The organism is Pseudoxanthomonas sp. JC1303 (assembly GCF_058448525.1).
In genome coordinates, this window is the sequence record NZ_CP185958.1 from 2907452 (window position 1) to 2932683 (window position 25232).

Here is a 25232-nt window from a genome sequence, read left to right on the forward strand (position 1 = left end):
ATGCGCCGGGGCCCGTCCACGCCGCCCCCGCTCGCCGGGGAACTCATCCCCGGCGGCAGCGCCGGCACGCTGAGCCCCCAGGACCTGGAACAGCTGCGCCAGGCCGTGCAGCGGCTGGAGAATCCCAGCTTCGGCGCGCGCGTGGCCAGCGTGGTGGGCACGCCTGTGGAGAAGCTGCTGGGCTTCCTGCCGCGGCGCGCCAACACCGTGATCACCTACGCGGCGCGCAAGGCCATCGGCGCGGCCTTGCGGGTGTCGCTGACCACCATGGACACGCGGGTCAAGCCCGAGGGCGCACGCAAGTCCTCGGACTGGTGGCACCTGGGCGCCACGGCCGCCACCGGGGCGGTGGGCGGTGCCTTCGGCCTGACCGCCCTGGCTGTCGAGCTGCCGCTGACCACGACCATCATGCTGCGCTCGATCGCCGACATCGCCCGTAGCGAAGGGGCCGACCTGGCCGATCCCGCCGTGCGACTGGAGTGCGTGCGGGTGATGGCGATGGGAGGCAATTCGCCCACCGACGATGCGACCGAAGTGGGCTATTACGCCGCCCGCGAGGCCATGAGCCGCATGGTCTCCGACGCGGCCAGCCATGTCGCCCGCCACGGGCTGCAGAAGGAGGGCGCGCCGGTGCTGGTCGGCCTGGTCAAGGCGATCGCCGAGCGCTATTCCATCCAGGTCAGCGAGAAGGCCGCCGCACAGTGGGTGCCGATCCTGGGCGCGCTGGGCGGGGCCACGGTCAACTCGGTGTTCACCGACCACTTCCAGAGCATGGCGCGAGGACATTTCATCGTGCGCCGGCTCGAGCGCCTGCACGGACCGGAGACGGTGCGCCGCGCCTACCTGGCCCTGGCGGCGCTGCTCGCGGACTGATTACGCGCTGGGCGTGGCGGCGTCGAAAAACACCCGGCGTACCGTCTCGCGCGCCGCCTCCAGCGAGAAGTGGCGGCGCACGTTGTCCAGGCCGTGCGCGGCCAGTGTGTCCCACAGCGCCGCATCATCGTGCAGGCGCACGATCGCATCGGCGAAGGCCTGCGCTGATTCCCCGACCAGCACGTCGCGTCCATCGGCCAAGTGCATGCCTTCCACCGCCATCGGCGTGGCCACGACCGGCAGCCCGTGCGCCATGGCCTGGTTGACCTTGCCCTTGACGCCGGCGCCGTAGCGCAGGGGCGCCACCGCGATGCGGCTGCCATCCAACAGCGGTTGCAGGTCGGGGACGTGGCCATGGACCAGCACCCCGTCGCGGCCGTGCAGGCGCGCTACCTGCGGCGGCGGATCGACGCCCACGACATGGAGGCACAACTGGGGCAATTGCGTGCGCACACGCGGCAGGATCTCGGCAGCGAACCAGGCCACGGCGTCGACATTGGGCGGATGGTGAAAGCCGCCCACGAACAGCAGGTCGGCGCGCTCGGCGAACGGTAGACCGGGTTCGCCCAGGCGGTGCAGGTTGGACACGATCTCCACCTGGACCTGCGGCGCGGCGACAGCCAGCGCCTCGCGTTCGACCGGGCTCACCACCAACGTGGTATCCGAGGCGGCCATCACCGCCAGCTCGAGCGCGCGGGTCGCCTGGGACTGGCGCAACATGACCGCATCGCCGCTGGCCTCGGCGCCACGCTGCTCGCGCAGGTAGTGCAGGTCCACGGTGTCGAACACGATGCGCGCCTGCGGGGCGTGGCGGCGGGAAAGCGGAACGAATTGCGAAGCCACGTAATGACGCGAGCACATCACCACGTCGAAACGCGCGCCATGCTGCTGAAAAAAAGCCGGGAACCGTTTGATCCAGGGCGCGTGCCAGACCTCGATGCCCATTGCCTGCAGGGCCGGCGTGTAGTCCGGCACGAAGGCACCGTCGGCGGCGACAAAGCACACGTGGGCACCTTCGTCGCGAAGCATGCGCATCAGGTTGACCAGTCGCAGCGAACCTGAATCCCGGTCGGGCTTTGGCGTGAGCGCATCGATGACCAGCACCTGCCGCAGGTCGCCGTGTAGGGTTGCCGGCGAGGGGACTGTGCCAGGCGCCGGCTGCGCGGTCAGCGCCTTGCGCCACTTCTCGGCGAAGATCACCGCGTTGCGCACCTGATAAGCCTTGACCCCGCTGCCGGTATCGGTGCCGGCCGTGGCGCCTTCGCGATGTACGACCACGGCCGCCGGCTGATAAATGACCTTGTAACCGGCCGCGCGCACCGCGAAGGCCAGGTCGGTGTCCTCGTAGTAGGCCGGCGCGTAGCGCGTGTCGAATCCGCCAAGCTGGTCGAAGAGCGCCTTCGGCAGCGCAATCGCCGCGCCGGACAGGTAGTCGGCTTCGCGCACGTAGCTGTAACGCGGGTCGTCCGGCGCATCGAAGCGGCCATAGTTCCATGCCGAGCCGTCGGAGAAGACCACGCCGCCGGCTTCCTGCAGGCGGCCATCGGGATACACCAGTTTCGCCCCGGCCAGCCCGGTGCCCGGGTATTGGGCAAAGGTCTCCAGCAGCGCATCCAGCCAGCCAGGTTGGGGCAGGGTGTCGTTGTTGAGGAACACCACGTACTCGCCCCGCGCCAGCGCCGCGCCGTCGTTGCAGGCGGCGATGAATCCGCCGTTGCGCGCGCGCAGGTGGTAATGCAGGCCGTCCACGTGCGGCAGGCGGGCGGCGGTGTCGTCAGGCGAGCCGTCGTCGACCACGATGATCTCCACCGGCACCTGTGGTGGCCGCGCGGCCAGGGCGCGCAGGCAGTCCACGGTCATCTGCAACTGCCCGTACACCGGAATGACGATGCTGGCGCGGGGCGTGGCGGCACAAGGCACGGAGAAGGGCGCGAACGGCGCCGAGGCTGGCAGCCACAGCGGCTCGGCGGACGGTGGCCGGGTCAGGCGGCCGGTCAGGCGTTCCCACGCGCGACGGGCTGTTGGCGCCACGCCCCGGGTGCGCGCGCTGGCCAACAGGCGGCGCAGGGTCGATGCCGCACGCGTGAACAGGAAGCGTGCGTCGTCCAGCAACATCGGCATCGGGGGACCTAACTCCAGCTGATCAAGGGGGTGCCCGGCGCCTCGGCCGCCGCACGGGCTGCGATAGACTCGCCAGTCCATTTCATTGTCGCATCCTTAAGTGGCCCGCAAAGACGACGAACACGGCGCCGACGACGCGTACGAGAACTCCGGCAAATCCGCCTCTCCGTGGCGCAGCCGCCTGATCACCGTGGTGTTGGGCCTGTTGGCCCTGGCGCTGGGGTTCCTGATCCCCTACGTGGCCTACCTGAATCACCAGGTGGCCGAACGTTTCGGCAACCTTCAGTGGCAGGTGCCCACCCGGGTCTATGCCCGCCCGCTGCCGCTGGCGCCGGGTCAGGCGCTGGATGCGGACACGTTGAAGACCGAGTTGGACGCGGCCTCCTACCAGGACGACGGGACCGGCGAACTGCCCGGTACCTATGCGCGTAGCGGCAACCGCTTCACCATCTCCAACCGCGGCTTCACCGACGTGGACCACATCATCCCGCCGATGCGCCTGCAGGTGGTGCTGTCCAACGGGACGGTGGTGGGGGTGCGCGACATGCGCCGCGGCCGCAACATCACCTCGGCGCGGCTGGACCCGGCGCGCATCGCCACCCTGTACGGCAAGTCCCAGGAAGACCGCAGGCTGGTCCAGCTGGAGGACGTGCCCGAGCTGCTGGTGACCGGGCTGCAGGCCGTCGAGGACCGCGATTTCGCGACCCACCATGGCATCGACCTGTCCGGCATGGCGCGCGCGGCCTGGGAATTCGTCAGCTCCGGCGGGCAGGTGCGCCAGGGCGCCAGTACCCTGACCCAGCAGCTCGCCCGCAGTGGTTTGCTGGGCATCGGCCGCGAGCAGACCCTGACCCGCAAGTTCAACGAGATCCTCTATGCGTTGATCCTGGAGGCGCGCTACGACAAGCGCACCATCCTGGAGGCCTATTTCAACCAGGTGTATTGGGGCCAGCGTGGCGGACAGGCCGTGCACGGCGTGGCGGCCGCCTCGGAGTTCTGGTTCGGGCGTGACCTGGACAGCCTGTCCACCGAGCAGGTCGCCCTGCTGATCGGCATCGTCAAGGGCCCGTCCTATTACGATCCGCGCCGGCATCCCGAGCGCGCCAAGGAGCGTCGCGACTTGGCCCTGCGGCGGATGCTGGCCACCAAGCTGATCGACAAGAAGGAGTTCGATCGCGCCAGCGCGGCACCGCTGGAAGTCACCCGCGATCCGGGCCTGAACGCGGCCAACCGCTTCCCGGCCTATGTGGACCTGGTCCGCCGCCAGCTGGCGCACGACTATCCCGAAGGCGCCTTGCGCGGGGCCGGCCTGACGGTCATGACCGGCATGTCGCCCTCGGCCCAGGCCTACGCCGAAGGCGCGGTCAAGCACACCCTGGGTCAGCTGGAGAAGGGCAAGCGGCCGCCGCTGCAGGCCGGGCTGGTCGTGACCGACGTGCACAACGGCGATGTGTTGGCAGTGGTCGGCAACCGCCACGTCACCGAGCCGGGCTTCAACCGCGCCGTGGAAGCGCAGCGCCAGGTCGGCTCGCTGATCAAGCCGTTCGTCTATCTGCTGGCCCTGGCCCAGCCGGATACCTGGTCGCTGGCCAGCTGGGTCGAGGATGCGCCGATCACCGTGCCGCTGGGGCGCGGCAAGTCCTGGTCGCCGGACAACTCGGACAACCGCAGCCATGGTCGCGTGCGGCTGATCGACGCCCTGGCCCATTCCTACAACCAGGCCACCGTGCGCGTGGGCCTCAAGGTGGACCCGCAGCGCGTGGCCGACGTGCTCAAGGTCCTGGCCGGCATCCAGGCGGCGCCCAATCCCGCGCTGATCTTGGGCGCCACCGATCAGAGCCCGTACGCGATGGCCCAGGCCTACCAGTTCCTGGCCTCCGGTGGGCAGATCCAGCCCCTGCATGCGGTGCGTGGGGTGATCGACGCGCAGGGCCGGGTGCTCAACCGCTACGACAAGACGCCCGCGGCCGCGCAGGAGGGGGACTCCATCGCGGCCCATCTGGTCACCGTGGCCCTGCAGGACGTGGTCACCGAGGGCACCGGCCGGCAGTTGCTGTCCGACGGCCTGGGCCGGCTGTCGCCCGCCGGCAAGACCGGCACCAGCAACGACGGCCGCGACAGCTGGTTCGCCGGCTATACCGGCGATCACCTGGCGGTGATCTGGATGGGCAACGACCAGAACAAGGAAACCGGCCTGTACGGCGCCACCGGCGCGATGCGGGTGTGGGCCGGTATTTTCTCCCGTCTGCCCAGTGCGCCGCTGCAGGTCTCCAGCAAGGGCTTGGATTACGCGTGGGTGGCCGAGTCGGCAGCCACCGATGCCAGCTGCCCAGGCGCACGGCGCTTCCCGTTCGTCGCCGGGCATGCGCCGGCCTACGCGGACTGCCAGCAGTACACCCTTCCCAGTGACGGCGACTCGGACGGAGGAGGTGGCGGCTGGCGTCGCTGGTTCGGCCTGCCGCCGAAGAAGGACGAGACGCCGCCGCCGGCCCGCTCGCTGCCCACCCCGTCACCCAACCAGAGCCCGCTATGAGTCTCCTGCGCCGTCTGTTGCTGATCAGTCTGGCCGTGCTGCCGCTCGCAGCCTGCGTGACCGAGCCCGCCCCTGCGCCGACGCCGGTGGCGCCGCGCGTCACGCCGACCCAGGCCCTGACCGCGGTGATGGCGGCCGGCAAGTCCGATGATCGCGAGCTCTCGGTCCAGCCGTTGATCGATCCGCAAATCCAGGACCTGCGTGACACCGCCGATGCCGCCAAGGCGCGGGCGGACTGGTCCGGTGCGGCCGCCGCGCTGAACCAGGCGCTGCTGCTCAGCCCGGAAGATCCGACACTGCTGCAGGAGCGGGCCGAAGTCGCCCTGGCCCTGGGCGAGTGGGAGCGCGCCGAGACCCTCGCGCGCAAGGCCCTGGGCCTGGGGTCAAAAACCGGCCCGCTGTGTCGGCGCCACTGGGCGACCATCGAGCAGTCGCAGCTGGCCCGTGGCGAAGATCAGAACGCGGCCTCGGCGCATGCGCAGATCGCCAGTTGCACCGTCGCCGGCTTTGACCGGATGTGAGATCCGTACCGATGACCTGCCGCGGCGTCGGCGCTGGTCCGCGCCGAGCCGCAGGCGAGGGCTGCGCCGCCGCGCGATACGACATATCGGTCGCCTGACCTCGCGATGTCCGCCCTGACTTCCCTGGTGATCGACGCCCTGCAGACCGGCGGCGCGCTGGCCCAGCGGCTGGACGGCTTCGTCGCGCGCGAGGCTCAGCAACGGCTGGCCGCCGCGATCGCCGAGACGCTGGACGCCCGCGACACCCTGCTGGCCGAAGCCGGCACCGGCACCGGCAAGACCTTCGCCTACCTGGTGCCGGTGCTGCTGTCGGGGGCCAAGGCCATCCTCTCCACCGGCACCCGGGCCCTGCAGGACCAGCTGTTTCATCGCGATCTGCCGCGGGTGCGCGCTGCGCTGGGTGTGGGCCACAGCGCGGCGTTGCTGAAGGGGCGGGCGAACTACCTGTGCCGTTACCGCTTGTCCCAGTCGCGCGGCGAACCCCGCTTCACCAGTCGCGAACAGGCCGACCAGTTCCAGCGCATCGTGGTGTGGAGCGGGCGCACCCGCTATGGCGACATGGCTGAGCTGGAGTCCCTGCCCGAGGACTCGCCGCTGTTGCCGATGGTCACCTCGACCGTGGACAACTGCCTGGGCACCGAGTGTCCGTTCTGGGACGACTGCTTCGTGGTCCAGGCCCGGCAACGGGCGCAGGCGGCCGACGTCGTGGTGGTCAACCATCACCTGTTGCTGGCCGACCTGGCGCTCAAGCAGGAAGGCTTTGGCGAGATCCTGCCGGGCGCGCAGGCCTTTGTCATCGACGAGGCGCACCAGCTACCCGAGCTGGCGGCGAACTTCTTCGGCGAGGGCTTCGGCATGCGCCCGCTGCAGGAACTGGTGCGCGATGTGGTGGCCGAAAGCCGCGCGGTGCCCGGCGCACTGGCCAGCGTGGAGCCGCTGGCGCGCCTGCTGGACCAGGCGCTGCGCGAGCTGCGCCTGGCCATGGAGCCACTGCCGCCGCGCGGTACCCGCCAGCGCGCGCTGGGCAGCGCGGCGCTGCGCGAAGGCTTCGACACGCTGGTCCTGTCCCTGCAGGACCTGGGCCGGGCGCTGGCCCCGCTGGCGTCTTCCTCGCCGGGCCTGGATGCCTGCGCCGCGCGCGGGCGCGACATCGAAGGCCGGCTGTTGCGCTGGTTGGGCGACCCGTCCGCCGATGAGCCCTCGCCAATGCCGCGCGGTGGCGAGGTGCCGTCGGCCGATCACCAGGACTTCCCACTGGCACCGGATGAGGTGGCGCCAGCCGGGTCGACCGACGTGTTCTGGTACGAGCTGACCCCGCGCGGCTTCCGCTGCCAGCGCACGCCGCTGGATGTCTCCGGGCCGCTGCGCCAGCATCGCGAGGCCTCGCATGCGGCCTGGATCTTCACCTCGGCCACGCTGGCGGTCGGCGGGGGCTTCGACCACATCGCCCAGCGCCTGGGCCTGGACGATCCACACACGCTGCTGCAGCCCAGTCCGTTCGACTGGCCGCGCCAGGCCCTGTGTTACCAGCCGCCGGGCCTGCCCGATCCCAATGCGCGTGGCTATGGCACCGCGCTGATCGCCGCCTTGCTGCCGGTGCTGCACGCCTCCAATGGACGCGCGTTCCTGCTGTTCGCCTCGCACCGGGCGCTGCGCGAGGCCGCCGAAGCCCTGCGCGACGCGCCTTGGCCGCTGTTCGTGCAGGGGCAGGCGCCGCGCGCCACGCTGCTGCAGCGCTTCCGCGAGTCCGGCAATGGCGTGCTGCTGGGGTCGGCCAGTTTCCGCGAAGGCGTGGACGTGGTCGGCGAGGCCTTGAGTGTGGTGGCCATCGACAAGCTGCCCTTCGCCGCGCCCGACGATCCGGTGTTCGAGGCGCGGCTGGAGGCGATCCGCAACGCCGGCGGCAATCCCTTCCGCGACGAACAACTGCCGCAGGCGGTGATCGCCCTCAAGCAGGGCGTGGGCCGGCTGATCCGCAGTGAATCGGATCGCGGCGTGCTGGTGCTGTGCGATCCGCGGCTGTCCACCAAGCCCTACGGACGCGTCTTCATGCAGTCGCTGCCGCCGTTCGCCCGCACCCGCGAGGTGGGCGAGGTCGAGGCCTTCTTCGGCAAGTAGCGTCGCCAGACAGGACAGGCCGGGTGGACGCCGCCATGGCGGCGATTGGGGACTTGCCGGGAGCGCCAGACACAAGCGCTCACGGCGGCGACCCGGGGCGTGACCGGGAAAGCCTCATCGCCGCCAGGGCGGCTCCCACGAAGGCGACTGGGATGTTCTGAAATAATGGCGGCGTCCGCTTTCGCACACGCACCAGGTGACCCATGCCCGCAACGCTTCGCATCGCTATGGCCCAGTTCGACTATCCGGTCGGCGACCTGGCGGGCAATACCCGGCGCATCCTCGAGCAGATCGCTGTGGCCCGCGACGAATACGGCGCCGACCTGGTGCTGTTCCCGGAGCTGGCGCTGAGCGGTTATCCGCCGGAAGACCTGCTGATGCGTCCTTCCTTCCTGGCCGACTGCCACGCGGCCATGGACGAGGTCGCGGCCGCGACCCACGGCATCACCGCCGTGGTCGGTTGGCCGGAAAGCGCCGGCAGCATCCTCTACAACGCCGCCTGTGTGCTGCGCGACGGCAAGATCATCGCCAACTATCGCAAGCGCGAACTGCCCAACTACAACGTCTTCGACGAGCGTCGCTATTTCCACGTCGATCCGGACGGGGGCCCATGCGTGTTCGAGGTCAAGGGGGTGCCGGTGGGCCTGGTGATCTGCGAGGACCTGTGGTTCGCCGAGCCGCTGGCCGATACCGCCAACGCCGGGGCCGAGCTGGTGTTGGTGCCCAATGCGTCTCCGTTCGAGCACGACAAGCACGCCCAGCGCGATGCGCTGTTGGCCTTGCGCAATCGCGAGACCGGCGTGGCGCTGGCCTACCTCAACGTGGTCGGGGGGCAGGACGCGCTGGTGTTTGACGGGGCCTCGGTGGTCGCCAGTGGCAACGGCGATATATCCCCGGCCGCGGCGGCCTTCACCGAGCAGTGGCTGGTGGTGGATTACGACGCAGCCACCCGTGGCTTCACGCCCGTACGCTGGATGGACGAGGGTGACGAAAGCCGCGATGCCCTGGCCTGGCGCGCGGTGACGCGTGGCATCGCCGACTACTGTGGCAAGAACGGCTTCGGCAAGGTCTGGGTGGCGCTGTCCGGCGGCATCGATTCGTCCATCGTGCTGGCCATGGCGGTCGATGCCATGGGCGCGGACAACGTCACCGCCGTGCGCCTGCCATCGCGCTACACGGCCGGCCTGTCCAACGCGCTGGCCGAGGAGCAGTGCCGGGCGTTGGGCGTGCGCATGGAGACGGTAGAGATCGAGGGGCCGTTCAAGGGCTTCCTGCAGGCGCTGGGGCCACTGTTCGAAGGGCGCGAAGCCGACACCACCGAGGAGAACCTGCAGTCGCGCACGCGCGGGGCGATCATGATGGCCTTGTCCAACAAGTTCGGCGGACTGCTGCTGACCACCGGCAACAAGAGCGAGTACGCGGTCGGCTACGCCACGATCTACGGCGACATGTGCGGCGGCTACGCGCCGATCAAGGATTTGTACAAGACCGAGGTGTTCGCCCTGGCGCGCTGGCGCAACACGGTGGGCGGCGCGCCGGTGATCCCACAGGCGGTGATCGACCGCCCACCCTCGGCCGAACTGCGCGAGAACCAGCTCGACCAGGATTCCCTGCCGCCCTACGACGTGCTCGACGCGATCCTGCTGCGTTATGTCGACCGCGAGCAGTCGCGCGAGGAAATCATCGCCGCCGGCTTCGACGCCGAGGTGGTCAACCGGATGCTGCGCCTGGTCCGGATCAACGAGTGGAAGCGCCAGCAGGCCGCGCCCGGGCCCAAGGTTTCGCTGCGTGCCTTCGGCCGCGAGCGTCGCTATCCGATCAGCAACCGCTATCCCGCCTAGCGCTGGAGGCGTGAGACGAAAACGAAGAAGGGGCCTTGTGGCCCCTTCCTTCATTGCGCGGGTCGGTCCACCGATCAGTGGCCGTGCGCATCTTCGTTGTCCAGGGCCGACTTCTCGCTGGCGAACGGGTTGAGCTTGCGCCAGTTGCCCGGGTAGTCGGGCCACTTGCCGGCCAGCCACGGGTGCTGCGGATCGTTGAGCTCCAGCACGCGGCGGGCGTCGTCGGCCAGGGTCTTGTTGCCCAGCTTGGTGTAGGCCTCGGCCAGGGCGGCGATTGCGTCGTACTGGAACTCGCTCTGCGGATAGGTTTCCAGGATGTACTTGGCCCGGGTCACCGCCGCGGTGTAGGCGCCGCGGTGCAGGTAGTACAGCGCGGTTTCCATGTCGTGGCGGGCGAAGGTGTTACGCAGCTGGATCATGCGCTCGCGCGCGTCGGCGGCGTAGCGGCTGTTGGGATAGCGCTCGGTGACGGTGTTGAAGTCGCTGTAGGCCTGCATCGGCGTGGACAGGTCGCGGCGGCTGGAATCCAGGCTCCAGACCTTCTGCAGGAACACCGTGTCGCGGTTGGAGTTGGCCAGGCCGCGCAGGTAGTACATGTAGGGCACGTTGCGCTGGGTCGGATAGGTGCGCAGGAAGCGGTCGATGCTGGACACCGCCTCTTCCATCTTGCCGGACTTGTACTGGGCGTAGGCGATTTCCATCTGCGCCTGCTCGGTGTACGGACCGTAGGGGTACTGGGCGATCAGCGCCTGGAACTGGCGCTCGGCACCGCTCCAGTTGCCGCGCGTCATCGCGGTATGCGCCTCGCTGTAGATCGCCTCCACCGGACGCGATTCCCGGGCCTTGTCCTTGCTGTTGCGACCACAGCCGGTGGCGGCGAGGGCGGTCACCAGAAGCAGGAGCACGATGCGGACGGTGTTGCGGGTGAACGGAGCTGCGAAACGCTGGGACATGGGCAGGCGGGCGGGCCGCATCGGGGAAACGAAGGGGCGATGATAGCCTAGGCGGCTGCCGGGCCATGAATGTCCGGTCAATCAACACCGCAGGCCCCTTGACCAAATGACCGCTGCTGCAGACGACGACGCCCTCGATTCCCCCGCCGCCGAGGGTCCGCGCACCGCGCAGGTGCCCGTCAACGCCGCTGGGCGCCGGTTCGACGCGGTCCTGGCCGAATTGTTCCCCGAGTTCTCCCGCTCGCGGCTGGCCGAGTGGATCAAGTCCGGCGACGCGCGCCTGGACGGTGAAGTCGTGCGCCCACGCGACCCGGTCACCCCCGGGCAGGTGGCCAGCCTGCAGGTGGTGATCGAGACCCAGACTCACGCCCTGCCCGAGGACATCCCGCTGCAGGTGCTCTACGAGGACAGCGAGGTCATCGTGCTGGACAAGCCGGCCGGGCTGGTGGTGCATCCGGGCGCGGGCAACCACACCGGGACCCTGGTCAACGCGCTGCTGTTCCACGATCCGGCGCTGTCGGCGCTGCCGCGCGCGGGCATCGTCCATCGCCTGGACAAGGACACCTCGGGGGTCATGGTCGTGGCGCGCACGCTGCAGGCCCACACCTCGCTGGTGGCCCAGTTGTCCGCGCGCCAGGTGCATCGCCAGTACCTGGCCGTGGTGGTCGGGGCGATGGTGTCCGGGGCGACCGTGGATGCGCCGATCGACCGCCATCCCCGCGACCGCCTGAAGATGGCCGTGCGCGAGGACGGTCGCGAGGCGGTGACCCATTACCGCCTGCGCGAGCGCTTCCGGGGTCACACCGCCGTGGAGTGCCGCCTGGAAACCGGACGCACCCACCAGATCCGCGTGCACATGGCGCATGCGCGTTTCCCGATCGTCGGCGACCCGCTCTACGGCGGTCCGCTGCGCCTGCCGCGCGGGGCCACCGAGGCGCTCAACGCGCAGCTGCGCGGCTTCCGCCGCCAGGCACTGCACGCCGAAACCCTCGAGTTCGTGCATCCGGCCACCGGCGAGCCGGTGCGCACCAGCGCCCCGGTGCCCGCCGACATGCTGGACCTGCTTGCAGCCCTGCGCGAGGACACGGCCGCGCACAAGGGGCGATGAACGCGCTGCTGCTCGCCGACTGGCCCGCACCGCCGGGCGTGAGCGCGCTAGTGACGCTGCGCCATGGCGCCGGTGGTTCGGCCGCGCCGTTCGATACCTTCAATCTGGGCAATCGGAGTGCAGCCACCGGCGACGACCCGGTCCGGGTGGAGGCCAATCGCGCGGAACTTGCGGCGCTGGCGGACTTGCCGTCGCTGCCGCAGTGGCTGCGCCAGGTGCACGGCACCGGGGTGGTGCGCTTCGATACGACGTTGTCTGCGCCGCGCGCCGCTGCGGACGAGCCCCAGGCCGATGCCGCCGTGACCAGCGCGCCCGGCGTGGTCCTGGCGATCCTCACCGCCGACTGCCTGCCGGTGGTCTTCGCCGCGGTCGACGGTAGCGAGGTTGCCGCCGCGCACGCGGGCTGGCGCGGGCTGGCCGACGGCGTGCTGGAGCGCACTGTCGCGGCCATGCGCACGCCTGCCGCCCAGGTGCGCGCCTGGCTGGGGCCGGCGGCCGGCCCGCAGGCCTACGAGATCGGCGTGGAGGTCTTCGAGGCCTTCACCGCCGCCGATCCGCAGGCCGCGACCGCTTTTGCCTCGACCCGGCCTGGCCACTGGAACGTCGATTTGTACGCCTTGGCGCGGCGACGCCTGGCCGCGGTCGGCGTGGTCGATGTCCACGGCGGCGGCCTGTGCACGATCAGCGACCCGGGCCGGTTCTATTCGCACCGGCGCGATGCGCGCACCGGGCGCATGGCCACCCTGGCCTGGCGGTCGGGCTGAGGATCGGTCGCGCATGGAAGCGAGCCTCTGGTCAGACGTCGATTCCGCGCCGGGTTCCGCCGCGCCTCCTCTTTTCGCCCGCGTGCTCGGCCAGGAAGCGTTCGCGCGATTGCCGGCGCCGGTGCGTGCCTTGCACGATGCGCAGCAGGACACCTGCTGGGCCGGAAGCGGGGAGGTGATCCGCGGCGACCATCCGCTGGTCCTGCCGCTGGCCTGGGCGGCCCGGCTGCCTCCGGCCGGCGTCGTTCCGGTGCGCGTGGGATTTGTGCGCGCCGGCGGTCTTGAGCGCTGGCAGCGGCGCTTCGGCCACCACCGCATGGACTCGACGCTCTGGCAGCACGGTCGGCTGCTGCGCGAGCGCCTCGGGCTGGTGACCTTCGATTTCAGCCTGCGCGCGGACGCGGCAGGGCTGGTCTGGTCGGTGGAGGCGGTGCGGACCTGTGGAGTCCGCTTGCCGCGGCGCTGGTTCGCCAGGACGCGGGCCTTCGAGTCGACGGACGCCGGCGTCTATGTCTTCGACGTGGACGTGGTGCTGCCCTGGGTCGGCCTGCTGGTGCGTTACCACGGACGACTCCAGCCGGGCTGCCCCGATGCGTGAGGATGCGTCCCTCCCCGCAGGCGCGGTGATCGTCTTCGACGGCACCTGCGTACTTTGCAATGGCTGGGTGCGGTTCCTGCTGCGCCACGACCGACGCGGTCGATATCGCTTCGCGGCGATGCAGGGTTCCAGCGGGCGGGCGCTGCTGGCGGCGCATGGGCTCGATCCGGAGGATCCTGCCTCGTTCCTGCTGGTCGACGCGCGGGGCATGCACACCGATATCGCGGCCATCGTCCGGGTCCTGGTCGGGCTCGGCGGTCTGTGGCGGCTGGCGGTGCTGGCCCGCGTGCTGCCACGAGGCTTAGGGGATGCGGGCTATCGCTTCCTGGCGCGTCGGCGCAAGCGCTGGTTCGGCACGACGGCCTGCGCGGTGCCCAGCCCTCAGCAGCGCGAGCGCTTCCTGGACTGAACGCCGCAGGTTGCGGCGATTCGACGCATCACCTCACCGAGCCGGTGCAGGCGCACTTGGTGGCGCGTCGCCCTTGATGAAAGGGCGGTTAGCGCAGCACGACCAGGATGACGGCGGTCAGCACCAGCACCAGCGCGATGCCGACGGCGACATCCTTGGGAATGTGGGTCAGGCCCGGACGGGCGTCGGCCAGGATCTCCTGGCCATCGGCGTCGGGACCGTCGGCCGCGCCCAGCTTCCACATCCAGAACGTGGTCAGCAGCGCGGTGGCCACGCACAACACGCCGCCCATGATGGTGAAGTGCAGGGTGATGACCTCGGTCTCGCGCAGCACGAACAGCACCGCGCTCAGCGCGTGGCCGCAGGCCAGGCCGCGCAACGCCGCCGAAGCGCCCAGGCGCTTGACCCACAGGCCCATCAGGAACACCGCCACCAACGGCGAGGCGACGAAGGCGAAGACCTGCTGCAGGTAGGCCCACAACCCGGAGAAGTGCTGGATCATCGGCGCCCACAGCGCGGCGATCATCGCGATCACCAGGGTCACCAGGCGGCCGGTCCAGGCCAGTTGGGTCGGCGAGAGATGCGGCTTCTTGGGCCGCACGAAGTCCAGGGTGACCAGGGTGGCGGCCGAATTGAGCGTGGCCGAGACGGTGGACATCAGCGCGGCGATCAGGCCGGCCAGGATCAGGCCGGTGACGCCGGCCGGGGTGAAGTTGGACACCATGGCCGGGAACACTTGGTCGGGATGCTCCAGGCCGGGCAGCAGCACGCTGGCCATCGCGCCGGGGATGGTCATCAGGAAGATCGGCAGCAGCTTGAGCGTCGCGGCGATCACCGCGCCGCGACCAGCGGTTTCCACATCGCGCGCGCCCAGCACGCGCTGGATGACGTACTGGTTCATCGTCCAGTAGTAGAAGCCTACGATCGGCACGCCGGTGATCAGGCCCAGCCATGGCACGCCGGGATCGTCGAGCGGGCGGATCAGCGAGAGTTTCTCCGGGCTGACCTGGGCCACCACGTTGGACCAACTGTAGTCGAACTTGCCGAACACGATGAAGCTCAGGCAGGCCGCGCCGGCCAGCAGCACCACGCCCTGCATCACGTCGGTGTAGACCACCGCACGTAGGCCGCCGCAGGCGGTGTACACCGCGGTGAACGCGGCGATGGTGATGCACACGCTCCACAGATCGAACATCGGCAGGAACGTGGTGACGATCAGGCCGCCGGCATACAGCGTGCCGGCCGTGTCCAGCACGATGGACAGGAACAGCGTGATCACCGACAGATACTTGCGCAGGCGCGAATCGAAACGCCGCTCCATCAGCTCGGGCATGGTCGAGACCTTGGCCCGCAGCAGCACCGGCATGACGAAGATCGCGGTGAAGATCAGCACCACGCCGGCCATCCACTCGTAGTTGGCCGCCGAGATGCCGGTGCTGTAGGCCGCGCCTGGCAGGCCGACCAGCGTGTCGGAGGAGATGTTGGAGGCGAACAGCGACACACCCACCGCGATGGGCCCCAGGCTGCGGCCTGCGAGGAACAGTTCGTCGGAGGACGCGGACTTGCGCGTGGCCGAGAAGCCGATGATCGCCGTCAGCAGGAAGTAGCCCGCGATGACCCAGTAGTCGAGTGTTGAGAGGTGCGCCATGGCCCCACGTCATCTGGTGAGATTCATTCAGGGAAGCACGATCGCGCGCCGCGATGCAAATGCGCGCCGCACGCGCAAAGGCCTGAAACAAGCCCTTTTACGCACATGCGTGACACGTACGGGGGCAGGCCATGATCATCGCCGCAAGGCAACATGCGCATCGCACGGACGAGGGCCCCGGAGCTTGCTTGCCATGGTGTGAAGCCGGCGCCGTCCCCTGCACGGCGGTCTCGGCCATGGCGCGTCCTTCGCCTTGGTGGCACGCTCTGTCGCCGTCCCCTGATGCAAGAACCCTCCATGTCCACGCGATCGACGTTGCTGGCGATGACCTTGGCGCTATTGTCCGCTTGCGCGATCCAGCCCACCCGCTCCAACCAGACCACGGCCGCGATGCAGGGCGACGCCGCGCGCCCGGCGCAGGCCACCGGCTGGGTTCGCAGCGAGTTGTATTTCGGCGTGGGCGCCGACGACGGTGTGGCCGACCGTCCGCAGGACGCACCGATCGGCCAGGCGCAGTGGCGCGCCTTCCTGGACAAGGAAGTGACCCCGCGGTTCCCCGATGGACTGACCGTGTTCGATGCCTACGGACAGTGGATGTTCCGTGGCGCCCCGGCGCCGAACCGGCTGAAGACCAAGGTGCTGGTCATCCTGCATCAGGACACGCCGCAACACCGGGCCGACATCGAAGCCATCCGCCTGGCGTGGAAGCAGGCCACCGGCCACCAGTCGGTGCTGTGGGCGCGCACACCGGTGGAGGTCTCGTTCTGAGCATCACCGCCGCGCCGTTTGAGATCCGACCCGATGACCTGAGCGGTGCACAGATCCGTGCGCTGCTGGAGTACCACCTGCGCCAGATGCATGCCCACTCGCCGCCGGGCAGCGTCTTCGCGCTGGACCTGACCGGCCTGCAGGCACCGGGCATGCGCGTGTGGAGCGCGTGGCGCGGCGATGTACTGGTCGCGGTGGGCGCGCTCAAGGACTGGGGCGACGGCACCGGCGAGCTCAAGTCCATGCGCACCCACCCCGACCACCTGCGCCAGGGCGCGGCCGCCGCCGTGCTGGAACACATCATCGGACAGGCGCGTGCACTGGGCCTGCATCGCCTGAGCCTGGAGACCGGTTCGGGCGAGGCTTTCGAGCCGGCGCTGGCGCTGTACCGGCGGCGCGGCTTTGTCAACGGCCCCGCGTTTGGCGACTACGTCGCCAGCGACTTCAACCAGTTCCTGCATCTTCGGATTTAAACGGCATCGCGCTGAGCGGATGCCAGGTCATGCCGGTTCTCGTAACGCTCGCTTGGCGGAGGCACTGGGCATTGGCATGACCGCCAGCAGCGCGGCGCCGACGATGAGGGCCGCGCCGGCCCAGCCCCAGCTGCCGAGCCGGTCGCCCAACCACAGCGCGCCGAACAGGGCGCCGAAGGCCGGTTCGCAGCCGCCCAGCACCGCCGCGCGGGTGGCGCTGCGGTGGCGCGCGCCCAGGTTCTGCGCACCGGTGGCGAACAGGGTGCAGCCCAGCACCAGCCAGGCCAGCGGCAGCCACAGGTTTTCGACGGTGTCGGGATGCCAAACGGTGCGCAGGGATCCGGGCAGGACGAGCAGGGCCAGCAGCGCGCCCAGGGCGACCACGCCGGACTGCACGCCGGTCAGGGCCAGGGCGGGCACCGGACGGCGCAGCATCTGCTGGCGGGTCAGCACGCCCAGCGCGCTGCGGCTGACCGCGGCGGCCAGCAGCAGCCCATCGCCCAGGCGCAGATGCAGGCCGCCGTCGGTGGTCAGCAGCACGACGCCGCCCAGCGACACCGCGCACGCCACCGTCTCGGGCAGCGTAGGGCGACGTCCCAGCCAGGCCCACTCGGCCAGCGGCGTCAGCACCAGGCACAGGCTGATCAGCAGAGCAGCGTTGGCGGCACTGGTGTGCAGGACCCCCACGCATTCCAGCGTCAGGGTCACCAGCATCAGTGCGCCCAGCACAGCCAGCCGCAGCCAATCGGTGCGCGGCAGGCGCAGGCGCAGCCACGCCGGGGCCAGCAGCAGCGACGCCAAGCCAAAGCGCAAGACCAGCAGCATCGCCACCGGCACCCAGTGCAGGGCGGACTGGGTGACGCCATAGCTGGTGGCCCAGACCAGGGCGGACAGGACGAGCAACAGGTCGGGCCACCCCAGAGGGGCGCGGGAAGTTGGCATGAAGGCCTCGGGAGGGGGCGGACGCGCAGTCTCCGTCCTTGCCAATAGATTAATAATCCGGGTTTGATGCACATCACCTGTGTGCTTGAGGCAACAATCGAGGCGCCGTGGACGACATCGACCTGATCCCCCTGTTGCCGGACATGGCGGCCTTCGTGCAGGTGGCCGAAGCCGGCAGCTTCTCGGCCGCCGCACGGCGACTCGGCGTGACCCCCTCGGCGGTCAGCCGCCAGGTCCAGCGCCTGGAGCGCGCGCTGTCGGTGCGGCTGATCGAGCGCTCCACCCGCCAGCTGCGGCTGAGCGATGCCGGCGAGGCCGTCTGTGCCCGCTGCCGCGACATGCTGCAGGCGGCGGCCGCCGCGGTGGGCTCCGCCGGCCAGCTGCAGGCTGCTCCGCGTGGGCTGGTACGCCTGAGCGCGCCGGTGGCCTATGCGCGGCACCGGATCCACCCGCATGTCCCGGAGTTTCTCGCGCGCTATCCGCAGGTGGACCTGCAACTGCTGCTTCTGGACCGGCTGGTGGACCCGATTGCCGAGGGCGTGGACCTGGTGGTGCGGGTGACCGAGCAACCGTTCGAGGGCTGGGTGGCACGCGCGCTGCATCGGGTCGAACACGTGCTGTGCGCTGCGCCGGACTATCTGCGCGCGCACGCTGAGCCGGACCATCCCCGGGCGCTGGCCGCGCACCAGTGCCTGCACCTGGGCGAGTCGCGCCAGGACCAGCGTTGGCAGTTCACCCGGGGCAGCGAGCGGGCGCGGGTAGAGGTGCACGGGCGCTATCCGGCCAATCACAGTGCGGTGCGCGCGGAGGCCGCTGCCGCCGGTCTGGGCATCGCGTCGCTGCCGGATTTCGTGGCCAGTCCGTGGCTGGCCAATGGCCGCTTGCGGCGGGTGCTGGCGGACTGGACGTTTCATCCGCCGGTTTACGCCGGGACCGCGTGGCTGATGTATCCGCCCAACCGCTACCTGCCGCCCAAGGCACGCGTGCTGATCGACTTTCTGGTCGAGCGGCTGGCCGCGCCTTGCGCGTGACGTTGTCCGGCAGGGTGACCAGCGCCTAGGATCGACAGCTTCCCCGCGTCGGCGCCACCTGCATGCCTGCTTCCGCTCCCCGTTCCCCGGCGCACGCGCGCTGGTTCGTTCCTGGCGACCTCAATGGTTTTTTCGGCCTGGTGGTCGACAACCTGTCCATCCTGGGCTTCATCGCGATGGCGCTGGTGGGGATGTTTCAGTTTCCCGCCGAGGTGGTGTTCGGTCGGATGTTCCCCGGCACGGCCTTCGGCGTCCTGGTCGGCAACCTGGCCTACACAGTGATGGCGCGCCGCCTGGCCCGGCGCACCGGACGCAGCGATGTCACGGCGATGCCGCTGGGCCTGGATGCGCCGACCAGCATCGGCATGGCGCTGCTGGTGCTGGGCCCGGCCTTCTGGACCTTCCGCAACCTCGGCATGGACGCGCACGCAGCGGCGATAGAGACCTGGCACTTGGGCATGGCCGCGCTGGTGATCATGGGCGGACTCAAGCTGGTGCTGTCGTTCTTCGGCGAGGCGGTGACCCGCGCCCTGCCGCGCGCGGCGCTGCTGGGCTCCATCGCCGGCATCGCGCTGGTGCTGATGGGGCTGCTGCCGCTGCTGGAAACCCTCAAGTCGCCCGTGGTGGGACTGCTGACCCTGGGCTTGCTGCTGTACGTGCTGATCGCAAAGGGACGTTTGCCGGTGCGCCTGCCCGGGGTGCTGGTCGCCTTCCTGATCGGCACCGCGCTGTATTACCTATTGGGGCTGTCCGGTCTGGGCGTGCCGGGCTTCGCGGTGCCGACCTTCACCGCACCGCATGTCGTGCTGCCCTGGCCCTCGCTGGGCTTCATCGACGGGATGCCGCATGCGCTGCCATACCTGCCGTTGCTGCTGCCCTTCGGGCTGTTGATGGTGGTCGGCGGCATCAACGTCTCCGAGAGCGCGCGCGCGGCCGGCGATGACTACCGCACCCGCGACATCCTGCTGGTCGAGGCGATGGCCACGCTGGTGGCCGGCGTGTGCGGCGGCGTGGCCCAGACCACGCCCTACATTGGCCAGCCGGCTTACAAACACATGGGCGCGCGCAGCGGGTACACGCTGCTGACCGGGCTGTTCATCGGCATCGGCGGCATGTTGGGCGTCGTCTCGATGCTGGTGCAGTGGCTGCCGCTGGCCGTGCTCTCGCCGATCATCGTGTACGTGGCCATCGACATCACCACCCAGGCCTTCCAGGCCACCCCGCGCCAGCATGCCGGGGCAATGGTGCTGGGCTTCCTGCCTTCGGTGGCCTACCTGTTGCTGATCAAGGCCCAGGGCTGGGTGCCGGCCGACCGCATGGATTACCTGCTGGCCACGCCGGATGCGCATGGCCTGTCGGAAATGGCCGTCATCAAGCTGCTGGGCAATGGATTCATCATCACCTCGATGCTGTGGATCGGGGCGGTGGTGGCGATGATCGACGGGCGCCTGCTGCGCGCCGGCGCGTTCTGGCTGGTCGCCGCCGCGTTGACCCTGTTCGGGCTGATCCACTCGGTCGCCGCGGGCGGCGGCATCTATGTCCCCTGGCAGGTCCATGGCCTGCCGCGCACCATGATGCTGCAGTTCGCCGGTGCCTATCTGGCCCTGGCGGCCCTGATGTGGGGCCTGTCGCGCCTGCATCGGGCCGGGCCCGCCGAACCCGTCCAGGGCACCGACGGAACCTAGGCGAACCGACGCGGTCAGAAGATGTTCTTGCTTCACCAGGACATCCGCATCATGCAATCCAGATCTTCCCGTTGGCCCTGGCTCATCGTCGTCGTTGTCGTGGTGGGCGCCGGCTGGTGGCTGTTCCGGCAGAACATGCCCCAGGACACGTCCGCCGAGGAGACTCCCGCGTCTGCGGCGTCACCCGCCGCGTCTGCTTCCTCGACAGCACCTGCTCAACAAACCCCGCAGATCCAGCACCCCATCGCCGATGCCGTGGCCGATGACGCCGAGACGGCCGATGCCGCCGCGCCCGCGCTGCCGGCGCTGGGCGACAGTGACGGCGGTGCGTGGGACGCGCTGGCCCAGGCGGCCGGCAATGCACCGGGCCTGGACCTGTTGCTGCGCGACCGCCTGATCCCACGCCTGGTAGTGATGATCGACAACCTGACCTTGCCCAGCCTCAGCCAGCGCGCCATGGCGATCAAGCCGGTGCCGGGCAAGCTGGCGGTGGAGCAGGCCGACACGGCGACGACCATCGCCGCTTCCAATGCCCAGCGTTACGCGCCCTACGTGCAGGCTTTCACCCAGGCCGACCCCACTACGCTGGTGCGCGCCTACAAGCGCTTCTATCCGCTGTTCCAGCAGGCCTATGTGGACCTGGGCTATGCCAACGGCTATTTCAATGATCGCTTGGTGGCGGTCATCGACCATCTGTTGCAAGCGCCAGAACCTGCGCAGCCGCCTGCAGTGGAGCTGGATGCCAAGGGTCGTTATCGCTACGTCGATCCGGTGCTGGAAGGCCTGTCGGTCGGACAGAAGGCCCTGGTGCGACTGGGGCCGGAGCAGGAGCGGGCGGTCAAGGCCCAGCTCAAGGCGATGCGCGCCGCGCTGACTCGGATGTGATCGCTGCCGTCGGGCGCCGCCTTCAGGCGGCGTCCAATTCCGGGTAGTGGCGGAAGATTCCGTTGGTGTTGAACGCCACGCGTCGCTCCGAGGCCAGGTAGGCCGCGATGCCGGGGCGCTGCTCGACCCGGTCGGCCAGTGCGTGCAGCAGCGGCAGGTCGGGCGCCAGGGTCGCCATGCGTTTAGGGAACATGTACGCCAGTCCGCGCATCAGCTGGAACAGCGACAGATCCACGTAGGAATGCTGGCGCAGGGCGTGCTTGCCTCCGCCGTCTTCCACCACGCTCTCGAAATAGCCCAGGAACTTGGGCAGGCGGTTTTCCCGCAGTTCCTGCGCCCGCCGCTTCGCCTCGGGTCGCTGGTCCTCGTAGTACAGCGAGGTGGCGACCGGGTGATGGGTGTCGTGCACTTCGGCCACCAGGTCGGCGATGGTCAGCTGCAGCTGCAGGGCCTGGATGCGCCGCGATTCCGCGTCGGGCACCAGCTCCAGGATCGGGCCCAGGAAGTGCAGGATGTTGGCCACCTGGGCGATCACCAACCGTCCAGCCTTGAGGAAGGGCGGTGCGAAGGGGCGTGGGCCTTCGTGGCGACCTTGCAGGAACGCCTGCATCACCCCGTCGCCCTGCTCACGGGCCACATCGGTGTAGTCGGCGCCGGCATCCTCCAGCGCCAGGCGGACGAATTCGCCGCGCCCCTGCAGGCCGGTCCAGTAGTACAGGTGGTAGTGCATCGTAACGTACCCGGTGGTGGAGGGAGTTCGAGGCTAGTGGGCCGGGCGCCACCGCGCCGTGATCCAGATGCCCTTTGGCGACGTCGCGCGATGTCGCGCTCGGCCACGCACGTCGGGCTTCAGGAGGCGGGCACGACCGATGATCCCTGCAACCAGGCCAGCTTGGCCGCCCGTGGCAGCTGCTTGAGCGCCCACTCTGCGCGCGAGGCGCTGGCGCGATCCGGATAGCTGCGACTGCCGAGGATGCGCAGGGGCGGGTGGGCACGGGTGTAGCGTGCACCGCGCCCGGCCAGGTGCGCGGCGAAGCGGGCTTCCAGGTTGTTGGTGATGCCGCAGTAGTAGCTGCCGTTGCGACATTCCAGCAGGTACAGGCACCAGGGCGCGGTCTCGGGCATGGGCCGATTATGCGGTGGACGGGCCTGGCGGCGACATTGCGCCGGATCAAGGCGGCACACGCAGGGCGGGGCGAGGATGGACCACCGGCAGGCGCGGCAACGCGGTCTCACCGGACCTTGAAACACGCCGCGTCAACGCCATCTCAGGATCATTGCCGGCCGCGCCGGCCACTCACTTTCGAGGATTTCCCCATGCGGATGGACAAGCTCACCTCGCGCTTCCAGCAGGCCCTGGCGGATGCGCAGTCGCTGGCCGTGGGCCGCGACCACAACCTCATCGAACCGGTGCACCTGTTGGTGGCGCTGCTGGACCAGTCCGGCGGCTCCACCCGCCCGCTGCTGGCCCAGGCCGGCGTGAACGTGCCGGTGCTGCGCGAGCGCTTGGGCGAGTCGCTGGAGGCGCTGCCCAAGGTCACCGGCCAGGCCGGCAACCTGTCGATCGGCAACGACCTCTCGCGCCTGCTCAACGTCACCGACAAGCTCGCCCAGCAGCATGGCGATGCCTTCATCGCCAGCGAGTGGTTCGTGCTGGCCGCCGCCGAGGACAGTGGCCCGCTCGGCGTGGCCCTGCGCGCGGCCGGGGGCGACAAGCAGAAGATCGCCGCGGCCATCGAGAAGGTGCGCGGCGGCGAGACCGTGCAGAGCGAGAACGCCGAGGACCAGCGCCAGGCGCTGGAGAAATACACCATCGACCTGACCGCGCGTGCCGAGGAAGGCAAGCTGGACCCGGTGATCGGCCGCGACGAGGAAGTGCGCCGCACCATCCAGGTCCTGCAGCGTCGCACCAAGAACAATCCGGTGCTGATCGGTGAGCCCGGCGTGGGCAAGACCGCCATCGTCGAAGGCCTGGCCCAGCGCATCGTCAACGGCGAGGTGCCCGAGAACCTGCGCAACAAGCGCGTGCTGTCGCTGGACATGGGCGCGCTGATCGCCGGGGCCAAGTTCCGCGGTGAGTTCGAGGAGCGCCTGAAGGGCGTGCTCAACGACCTGTCCAAGAGCGAAGGCCAGATCATCCTGTTCATCGACGAGCTGCACACCATGGTCGGCGCGGGCAAGGCCGATGGCGCGATGGACGCGGGCAACATGCTCAAGCCGGCGCTGGCACGCGGCGAGCTGCACTGCATCGGTGCCACCACCCTGGACGAATACCGCAAGTACGTGGAGAAGGACGCCGCGCTGGAGCGCCGCTTCCAGAAGGTCTTCGTCGGCGAGCCGACGGTGGAGGACACCATCGCGATCCTGCGCGGCCTGAAGGAGCGCTACGCGGTCCACCATGGCGTGGAGATCACCGACCCGGCCATCGTCGCGGCGGCCACGCTGTCCAACCGCTACATCGCCGATCGCCAGCTGCCGGACAAGGCCATCGACCTGATGGACGAGGCCGCCAGCCGCATCCGCATGGAGATCGACTCCAAGCCGGAGGAACTGGACCGCAAGGAGCGCCGCCTGATCCAGCTCAAGATCCAGCGCGAGATGCTGAAGAAGGAAAAGGACGCCGAGTCGGCCAAGCGCCTGGCCGACCTGGAGGCCGACATCGATACGCTGGAACGTGAGTTCTCCGACCTCAACGAGGTGTGGAAGTCGGAGAAGGCCGCCCTGCAGGGCGCGACCAAGATCAAGGAGCAGATCGAGGCGGCCAAGGTGGAACTGGAAGGCGCGCAGCGCCGCCAGGACTACGCGCGCATGAGCGAGATCCAGTACGGCGTGCTGCCGCAGCTGGACAAGCAGCTCGCCGCCGCGCAGGCCGCCGAACAGCAGGACTTCAAGCTGGTCCAGGACCGGGTGACCGCCGAGGAAATCGCCGAGGTCGTCTCGCGCTGGACCGGCATTCCGGTGAGCAAGATGCTGGAGGGCGAGCGCGAGAAACTGCTGCAGATGGAACAGCAGCTGCACACCCGCGTGGTCGGCCAGGAAGAGGCGATCAAGGTCGTGTCCGACGCGGTGCGCCGCTCGCGCGCCGGACTGGCCGATCCCAACCGCCCGGGCGGTTCGTTCCTGTTCCTGGGCCCGACCGGCGTGGGCAAGACCGAGCTGTGCAAGGCGCTGGCCGAGTTCCTGTTCGACTCCAGCGACGCGATGATCCGCATCGACATGAGCGAGTTCATGGAGAAGCACTCGGTCGCGCGGCTGATCGGCGCGCCTCCCGGCTATGTCGGCTATGAGGAAGGCGGTTACCTGACCGAGGCGGTGCGCCGTCGTCCGTACTCGCTGATCCTGCTCGACGAGGTGGAGAAGGCCCACAGCGATGTGTTCAACATCCTGCTGCAGGTGCTCGACGACGGCCGCCTGACCGATGGCCAGGGACGTACCGTGGACTTCCGCAACACCGTCATCGTGATGACCTCCAACCTGGGCTCGCACCAGATCCAGGAAATGAGCGGCGATGATTCGCCGGAGGCCTATGTGCAGATGAAGGCCTCGGTGATGGGCGTGGTGCAGGCGCACTTCCGCCCCGAGTTCATCAACCGGCTGGACGACATCGTCGTGTTCCACCCGCTGGACAAGGCGCAGATCCGCCAGATCGCCAGGATCCAGCTGCGCGGACTGGAGTCACGCCTGCACGAGCGCGGCATCGCCCTGGAGGTGGCCGATGGCGCCTTCGACTTGCTGGGCAATGTCGGATTCGATCCGGTGTACGGTGCGCGCCCACTGAAGCGTGCGATCCAGCAGCAGCTGGAGAACCCGCTGGCCTCCAAGATCCTCGGCGGCGAATTCGGCGCCGGCGACACGGTCAAGGTCGATGCTGCAGGCGGGCAGCTGGTGTTCGCCAAGGGATAAGGAAAGGCCCCGCGCACGCGGGGCCTTTTTCTTCCGCGACCGGATCGGGGACGGACGG

21 protein-coding genes are annotated in these 25232 nt (G+C 69.4%); 15 read left to right on the plus strand and 6 right to left on the minus strand.

Annotation, left to right across the window (positions count from 1 at the left end; genetic code table 11):
- On the plus strand, window positions 1-873 hold the full coding sequence (locus ACORQU_RS13025) for an EcsC family protein (RefSeq protein WP_491641546.1): 873 nt from the start codon (window positions 1-3) through the stop codon (window positions 871-873).
- Here ACORQU_RS13025 and ACORQU_RS13030 read toward each other — a convergent pair whose 3' ends face one another.
- Complete coding sequence (locus ACORQU_RS13030; protein ID WP_491641547.1) at window positions 874-2994, minus strand: glycosyltransferase; 2121 nt, start codon at window positions 2992-2994, stop codon at window positions 874-876.
- 100 nt (window positions 2995-3094) lie between these two features.
- Here ACORQU_RS13030 and mrcB point away from each other — a divergent pair, with 100 nt between their 5' ends.
- The 4 genes from mrcB (at window position 3095) to ACORQU_RS13050 (ending at window position 10007) form a co-directional block, all read left to right on the plus strand.
- A complete protein-coding gene (gene mrcB, locus ACORQU_RS13035) occupies window positions 3095-5527 on the plus strand; it encodes a penicillin-binding protein 1B (RefSeq protein ID WP_491641548.1) in 2433 nt (810 codons plus the stop codon).
- A complete protein-coding gene (locus ACORQU_RS13040; RefSeq protein ID WP_491641549.1) occupies window positions 5524-6048 on the plus strand; it encodes a hypothetical protein in 525 nt (174 codons plus the stop codon). The genes mrcB and ACORQU_RS13040 overlap by 4 nt, the downstream gene beginning before the upstream one ends.
- Window positions 6049-6153: 105 nt before the next feature.
- Window positions 6154-8166 carry a DNA repair helicase YoaA gene (gene yoaA / locus ACORQU_RS13045; RefSeq protein WP_491641550.1) on the plus strand — a complete coding sequence of 671 codons (2013 nt, stop codon included), beginning with the start codon at window positions 6154-6156 and terminating at the stop codon, window positions 8164-8166.
- Between the two features lie 203 nt (window positions 8167-8369).
- A complete protein-coding gene (locus ACORQU_RS13050; RefSeq protein ID WP_271644898.1) occupies window positions 8370-10007 on the plus strand; it encodes an NAD+ synthase in 1638 nt (545 codons plus the stop codon).
- A gap of 74 nt (window positions 10008-10081) precedes the next feature.
- On the opposite strand, the gene ACORQU_RS13055 is transcribed toward ACORQU_RS13050, so the two are convergent.
- Window positions 10082-10960, minus strand: a complete 879-nt coding sequence (locus ACORQU_RS13055; protein WP_491641551.1) for an outer membrane protein assembly factor BamD — start codon at window positions 10958-10960, stop codon at window positions 10082-10084.
- A 106-nt stretch (window positions 10961-11066) separates the two neighbouring features.
- Here ACORQU_RS13055 and rluD point away from each other — a divergent pair, with 106 nt between their 5' ends.
- The 4 genes from rluD to ACORQU_RS13075 are packed head-to-tail and all read left to right on the plus strand — an operon-like array spanning window position 11067 to window position 13839.
- Window positions 11067-12068 (plus strand): 23S rRNA pseudouridine(1911/1915/1917) synthase RluD, encoded by a 1002-nt coding sequence (gene rluD, locus ACORQU_RS13060; protein WP_271644901.1) that lies wholly within the window; start codon window positions 11067-11069, stop codon window positions 12066-12068.
- Complete coding sequence (pgeF, locus tag ACORQU_RS13065) at window positions 12065-12832, plus strand: peptidoglycan editing factor PgeF (RefSeq protein WP_491641552.1); 768 nt, start codon at window positions 12065-12067, stop codon at window positions 12830-12832. The genes rluD and pgeF overlap by 4 nt, the downstream gene beginning before the upstream one ends.
- 13 nt (window positions 12833-12845) lie before the next feature.
- Window positions 12846-13430 (plus strand): DUF4166 domain-containing protein, encoded by a 585-nt coding sequence (locus tag ACORQU_RS13070; RefSeq protein WP_491641553.1) that lies wholly within the window; start codon window positions 12846-12848, stop codon window positions 13428-13430.
- Entirely contained in the window at window positions 13423-13839 is a 417-nt protein-coding gene (locus tag ACORQU_RS13075; RefSeq protein ID WP_491641554.1) for a thiol-disulfide oxidoreductase DCC family protein, read from the plus strand. Before ACORQU_RS13070 ends, ACORQU_RS13075 begins: the two co-directional genes overlap by 8 nt.
- 88 nt (window positions 13840-13927) lie before the next feature.
- Here ACORQU_RS13075 and ACORQU_RS13080 read toward each other — a convergent pair whose 3' ends face one another.
- The gene (locus tag ACORQU_RS13080; RefSeq protein WP_271644906.1) at window positions 13928-15487 is read right to left on the minus strand and encodes a sodium:solute symporter family transporter; all 1560 of its coding nucleotides are present in this window, start codon (window positions 15485-15487) and stop codon (window positions 13928-13930) included.
- A gap of 297 nt (window positions 15488-15784) precedes the next feature.
- On the opposite strand from ACORQU_RS13080, the gene ACORQU_RS13085 reads away from it, so the two are divergent.
- Window positions 15785-16255, plus strand: coding sequence for a DUF3574 domain-containing protein (locus tag ACORQU_RS13085; protein WP_491641556.1), 471 nt, complete (start codon window positions 15785-15787; stop codon window positions 16253-16255).
- Window positions 16222-16728, plus strand: coding sequence for a GNAT family N-acetyltransferase (locus tag ACORQU_RS13090; protein WP_491641557.1), 507 nt, complete (start codon window positions 16222-16224; stop codon window positions 16726-16728). The genes ACORQU_RS13085 and ACORQU_RS13090 overlap by 34 nt, the downstream gene beginning before the upstream one ends.
- A gap of 27 nt (window positions 16729-16755) precedes the next feature.
- On the opposite strand, the gene ACORQU_RS13095 is transcribed toward ACORQU_RS13090, so the two are convergent.
- Window positions 16756-17670 carry a DMT family transporter gene (locus ACORQU_RS13095; RefSeq protein WP_491641558.1) on the minus strand — a complete coding sequence of 305 codons (915 nt, stop codon included), beginning with the start codon at window positions 17668-17670 and terminating at the stop codon, window positions 16756-16758.
- A 107-nt stretch (window positions 17671-17777) separates the two neighbouring features.
- On the opposite strand from ACORQU_RS13095, the gene ACORQU_RS13100 reads away from it, so the two are divergent.
- From ACORQU_RS13100 to ACORQU_RS13110, 3 genes are all read left to right on the plus strand, one after another.
- On the plus strand, window positions 17778-18701 hold the full coding sequence (locus tag ACORQU_RS13100; RefSeq protein WP_491641559.1) for a LysR family transcriptional regulator: 924 nt from the start codon (window positions 17778-17780) through the stop codon (window positions 18699-18701).
- 62 nt (window positions 18702-18763) lie between these two features.
- On the plus strand, window positions 18764-20386 hold the full coding sequence (locus ACORQU_RS13105) for a hypothetical protein (RefSeq protein WP_491641560.1): 1623 nt from the start codon (window positions 18764-18766) through the stop codon (window positions 20384-20386).
- Window positions 20387-20437: 51 nt separating this feature from the next.
- Window positions 20438-21271: a DUF3014 domain-containing protein gene (locus tag ACORQU_RS13110; RefSeq protein WP_491641561.1), complete on the plus strand. Its 834-nt coding sequence runs from the start codon at window positions 20438-20440 to the stop codon at window positions 21269-21271.
- Between the two features lie 22 nt (window positions 21272-21293).
- On the opposite strand, the gene ACORQU_RS13115 is transcribed toward ACORQU_RS13110, so the two are convergent.
- Together ACORQU_RS13115 and ACORQU_RS13120 are read right to left on the minus strand one after the other, a co-directional pair.
- On the minus strand, window positions 21294-22001 hold the full coding sequence (locus ACORQU_RS13115; protein ID WP_491641562.1) for a glutathione S-transferase: 708 nt from the start codon (window positions 21999-22001) through the stop codon (window positions 21294-21296).
- Window positions 22002-22120: 119 nt separating this feature from the next.
- Window positions 22121-22396, minus strand: a complete 276-nt coding sequence (locus ACORQU_RS13120) for a GIY-YIG nuclease family protein (protein WP_491641563.1) — start codon at window positions 22394-22396, stop codon at window positions 22121-22123.
- Window positions 22397-22588: 192 nt separating this feature from the next.
- On the opposite strand from ACORQU_RS13120, the gene clpB reads away from it, so the two are divergent.
- Window positions 22589-25174 (plus strand): ATP-dependent chaperone ClpB, encoded by a 2586-nt coding sequence (clpB, locus tag ACORQU_RS13125; protein ID WP_491641564.1) that lies wholly within the window; start codon window positions 22589-22591, stop codon window positions 25172-25174.
- Window positions 25175-25232 lie beyond the last annotated feature (58 nt).

What these genes read in the sequence shown, in the direction of transcription:
- ACORQU_RS13025 (WP_491641546.1), top strand. Translation starts at nt 1, where the DNA reads ATGCGCCGGGGCCCGTCCACGCCGCCCCCGCTCGCCGGGGAACTCATC.
- ACORQU_RS13030 (WP_491641547.1), bottom strand. Translation starts at nt 2,994, where the DNA reads ATGCCGATGTTGCTGGACGACGCACGCTTCCTGTTCACGCGTGCGGCA.
- ACORQU_RS13040 (WP_491641549.1), top strand. Translation starts at nt 5,524, where the DNA reads ATGAGTCTCCTGCGCCGTCTGTTGCTGATCAGTCTGGCCGTGCTGCCG.
- yoaA (WP_491641550.1), top strand. Translation starts at nt 6,154, where the DNA reads ATGTCCGCCCTGACTTCCCTGGTGATCGACGCCCTGCAGACCGGCGGC.
- ACORQU_RS13050 (WP_271644898.1), top strand. Translation starts at nt 8,370, where the DNA reads ATGCCCGCAACGCTTCGCATCGCTATGGCCCAGTTCGACTATCCGGTC.
- ACORQU_RS13055 (WP_491641551.1), bottom strand. Translation starts at nt 10,960, where the DNA reads ATGTCCCAGCGTTTCGCAGCTCCGTTCACCCGCAACACCGTCCGCATC.
- rluD (WP_271644901.1), top strand. Translation starts at nt 11,067, where the DNA reads ATGACCGCTGCTGCAGACGACGACGCCCTCGATTCCCCCGCCGCCGAG.
- pgeF (WP_491641552.1), top strand. Translation starts at nt 12,065, where the DNA reads ATGAACGCGCTGCTGCTCGCCGACTGGCCCGCACCGCCGGGCGTGAGC.
- ACORQU_RS13070 (WP_491641553.1), top strand. Translation starts at nt 12,846, where the DNA reads ATGGAAGCGAGCCTCTGGTCAGACGTCGATTCCGCGCCGGGTTCCGCC.
- ACORQU_RS13075 (WP_491641554.1), top strand. Translation starts at nt 13,423, where the DNA reads ATGCGTGAGGATGCGTCCCTCCCCGCAGGCGCGGTGATCGTCTTCGAC.
- ACORQU_RS13080 (WP_271644906.1), bottom strand. Translation starts at nt 15,487, where the DNA reads ATGGCGCACCTCTCAACACTCGACTACTGGGTCATCGCGGGCTACTTC.
- ACORQU_RS13085 (WP_491641556.1), top strand. Translation starts at nt 15,785, where the DNA reads ATGTCCACGCGATCGACGTTGCTGGCGATGACCTTGGCGCTATTGTCC.
- ACORQU_RS13095 (WP_491641558.1), bottom strand. Translation starts at nt 17,670, where the DNA reads ATGCCAACTTCCCGCGCCCCTCTGGGGTGGCCCGACCTGTTGCTCGTC.
- ACORQU_RS13105 (WP_491641560.1), top strand. Translation starts at nt 18,764, where the DNA reads ATGCCTGCTTCCGCTCCCCGTTCCCCGGCGCACGCGCGCTGGTTCGTT.
- ACORQU_RS13110 (WP_491641561.1), top strand. Translation starts at nt 20,438, where the DNA reads ATGCAATCCAGATCTTCCCGTTGGCCCTGGCTCATCGTCGTCGTTGTC.
- ACORQU_RS13115 (WP_491641562.1), bottom strand. Translation starts at nt 22,001, where the DNA reads ATGCACTACCACCTGTACTACTGGACCGGCCTGCAGGGGCGCGGCGAA.
- ACORQU_RS13120 (WP_491641563.1), bottom strand. Translation starts at nt 22,396, where the DNA reads ATGCCCGAGACCGCGCCCTGGTGCCTGTACCTGCTGGAATGTCGCAAC.
- clpB (WP_491641564.1), top strand. Translation starts at nt 22,589, where the DNA reads ATGCGGATGGACAAGCTCACCTCGCGCTTCCAGCAGGCCCTGGCGGAT.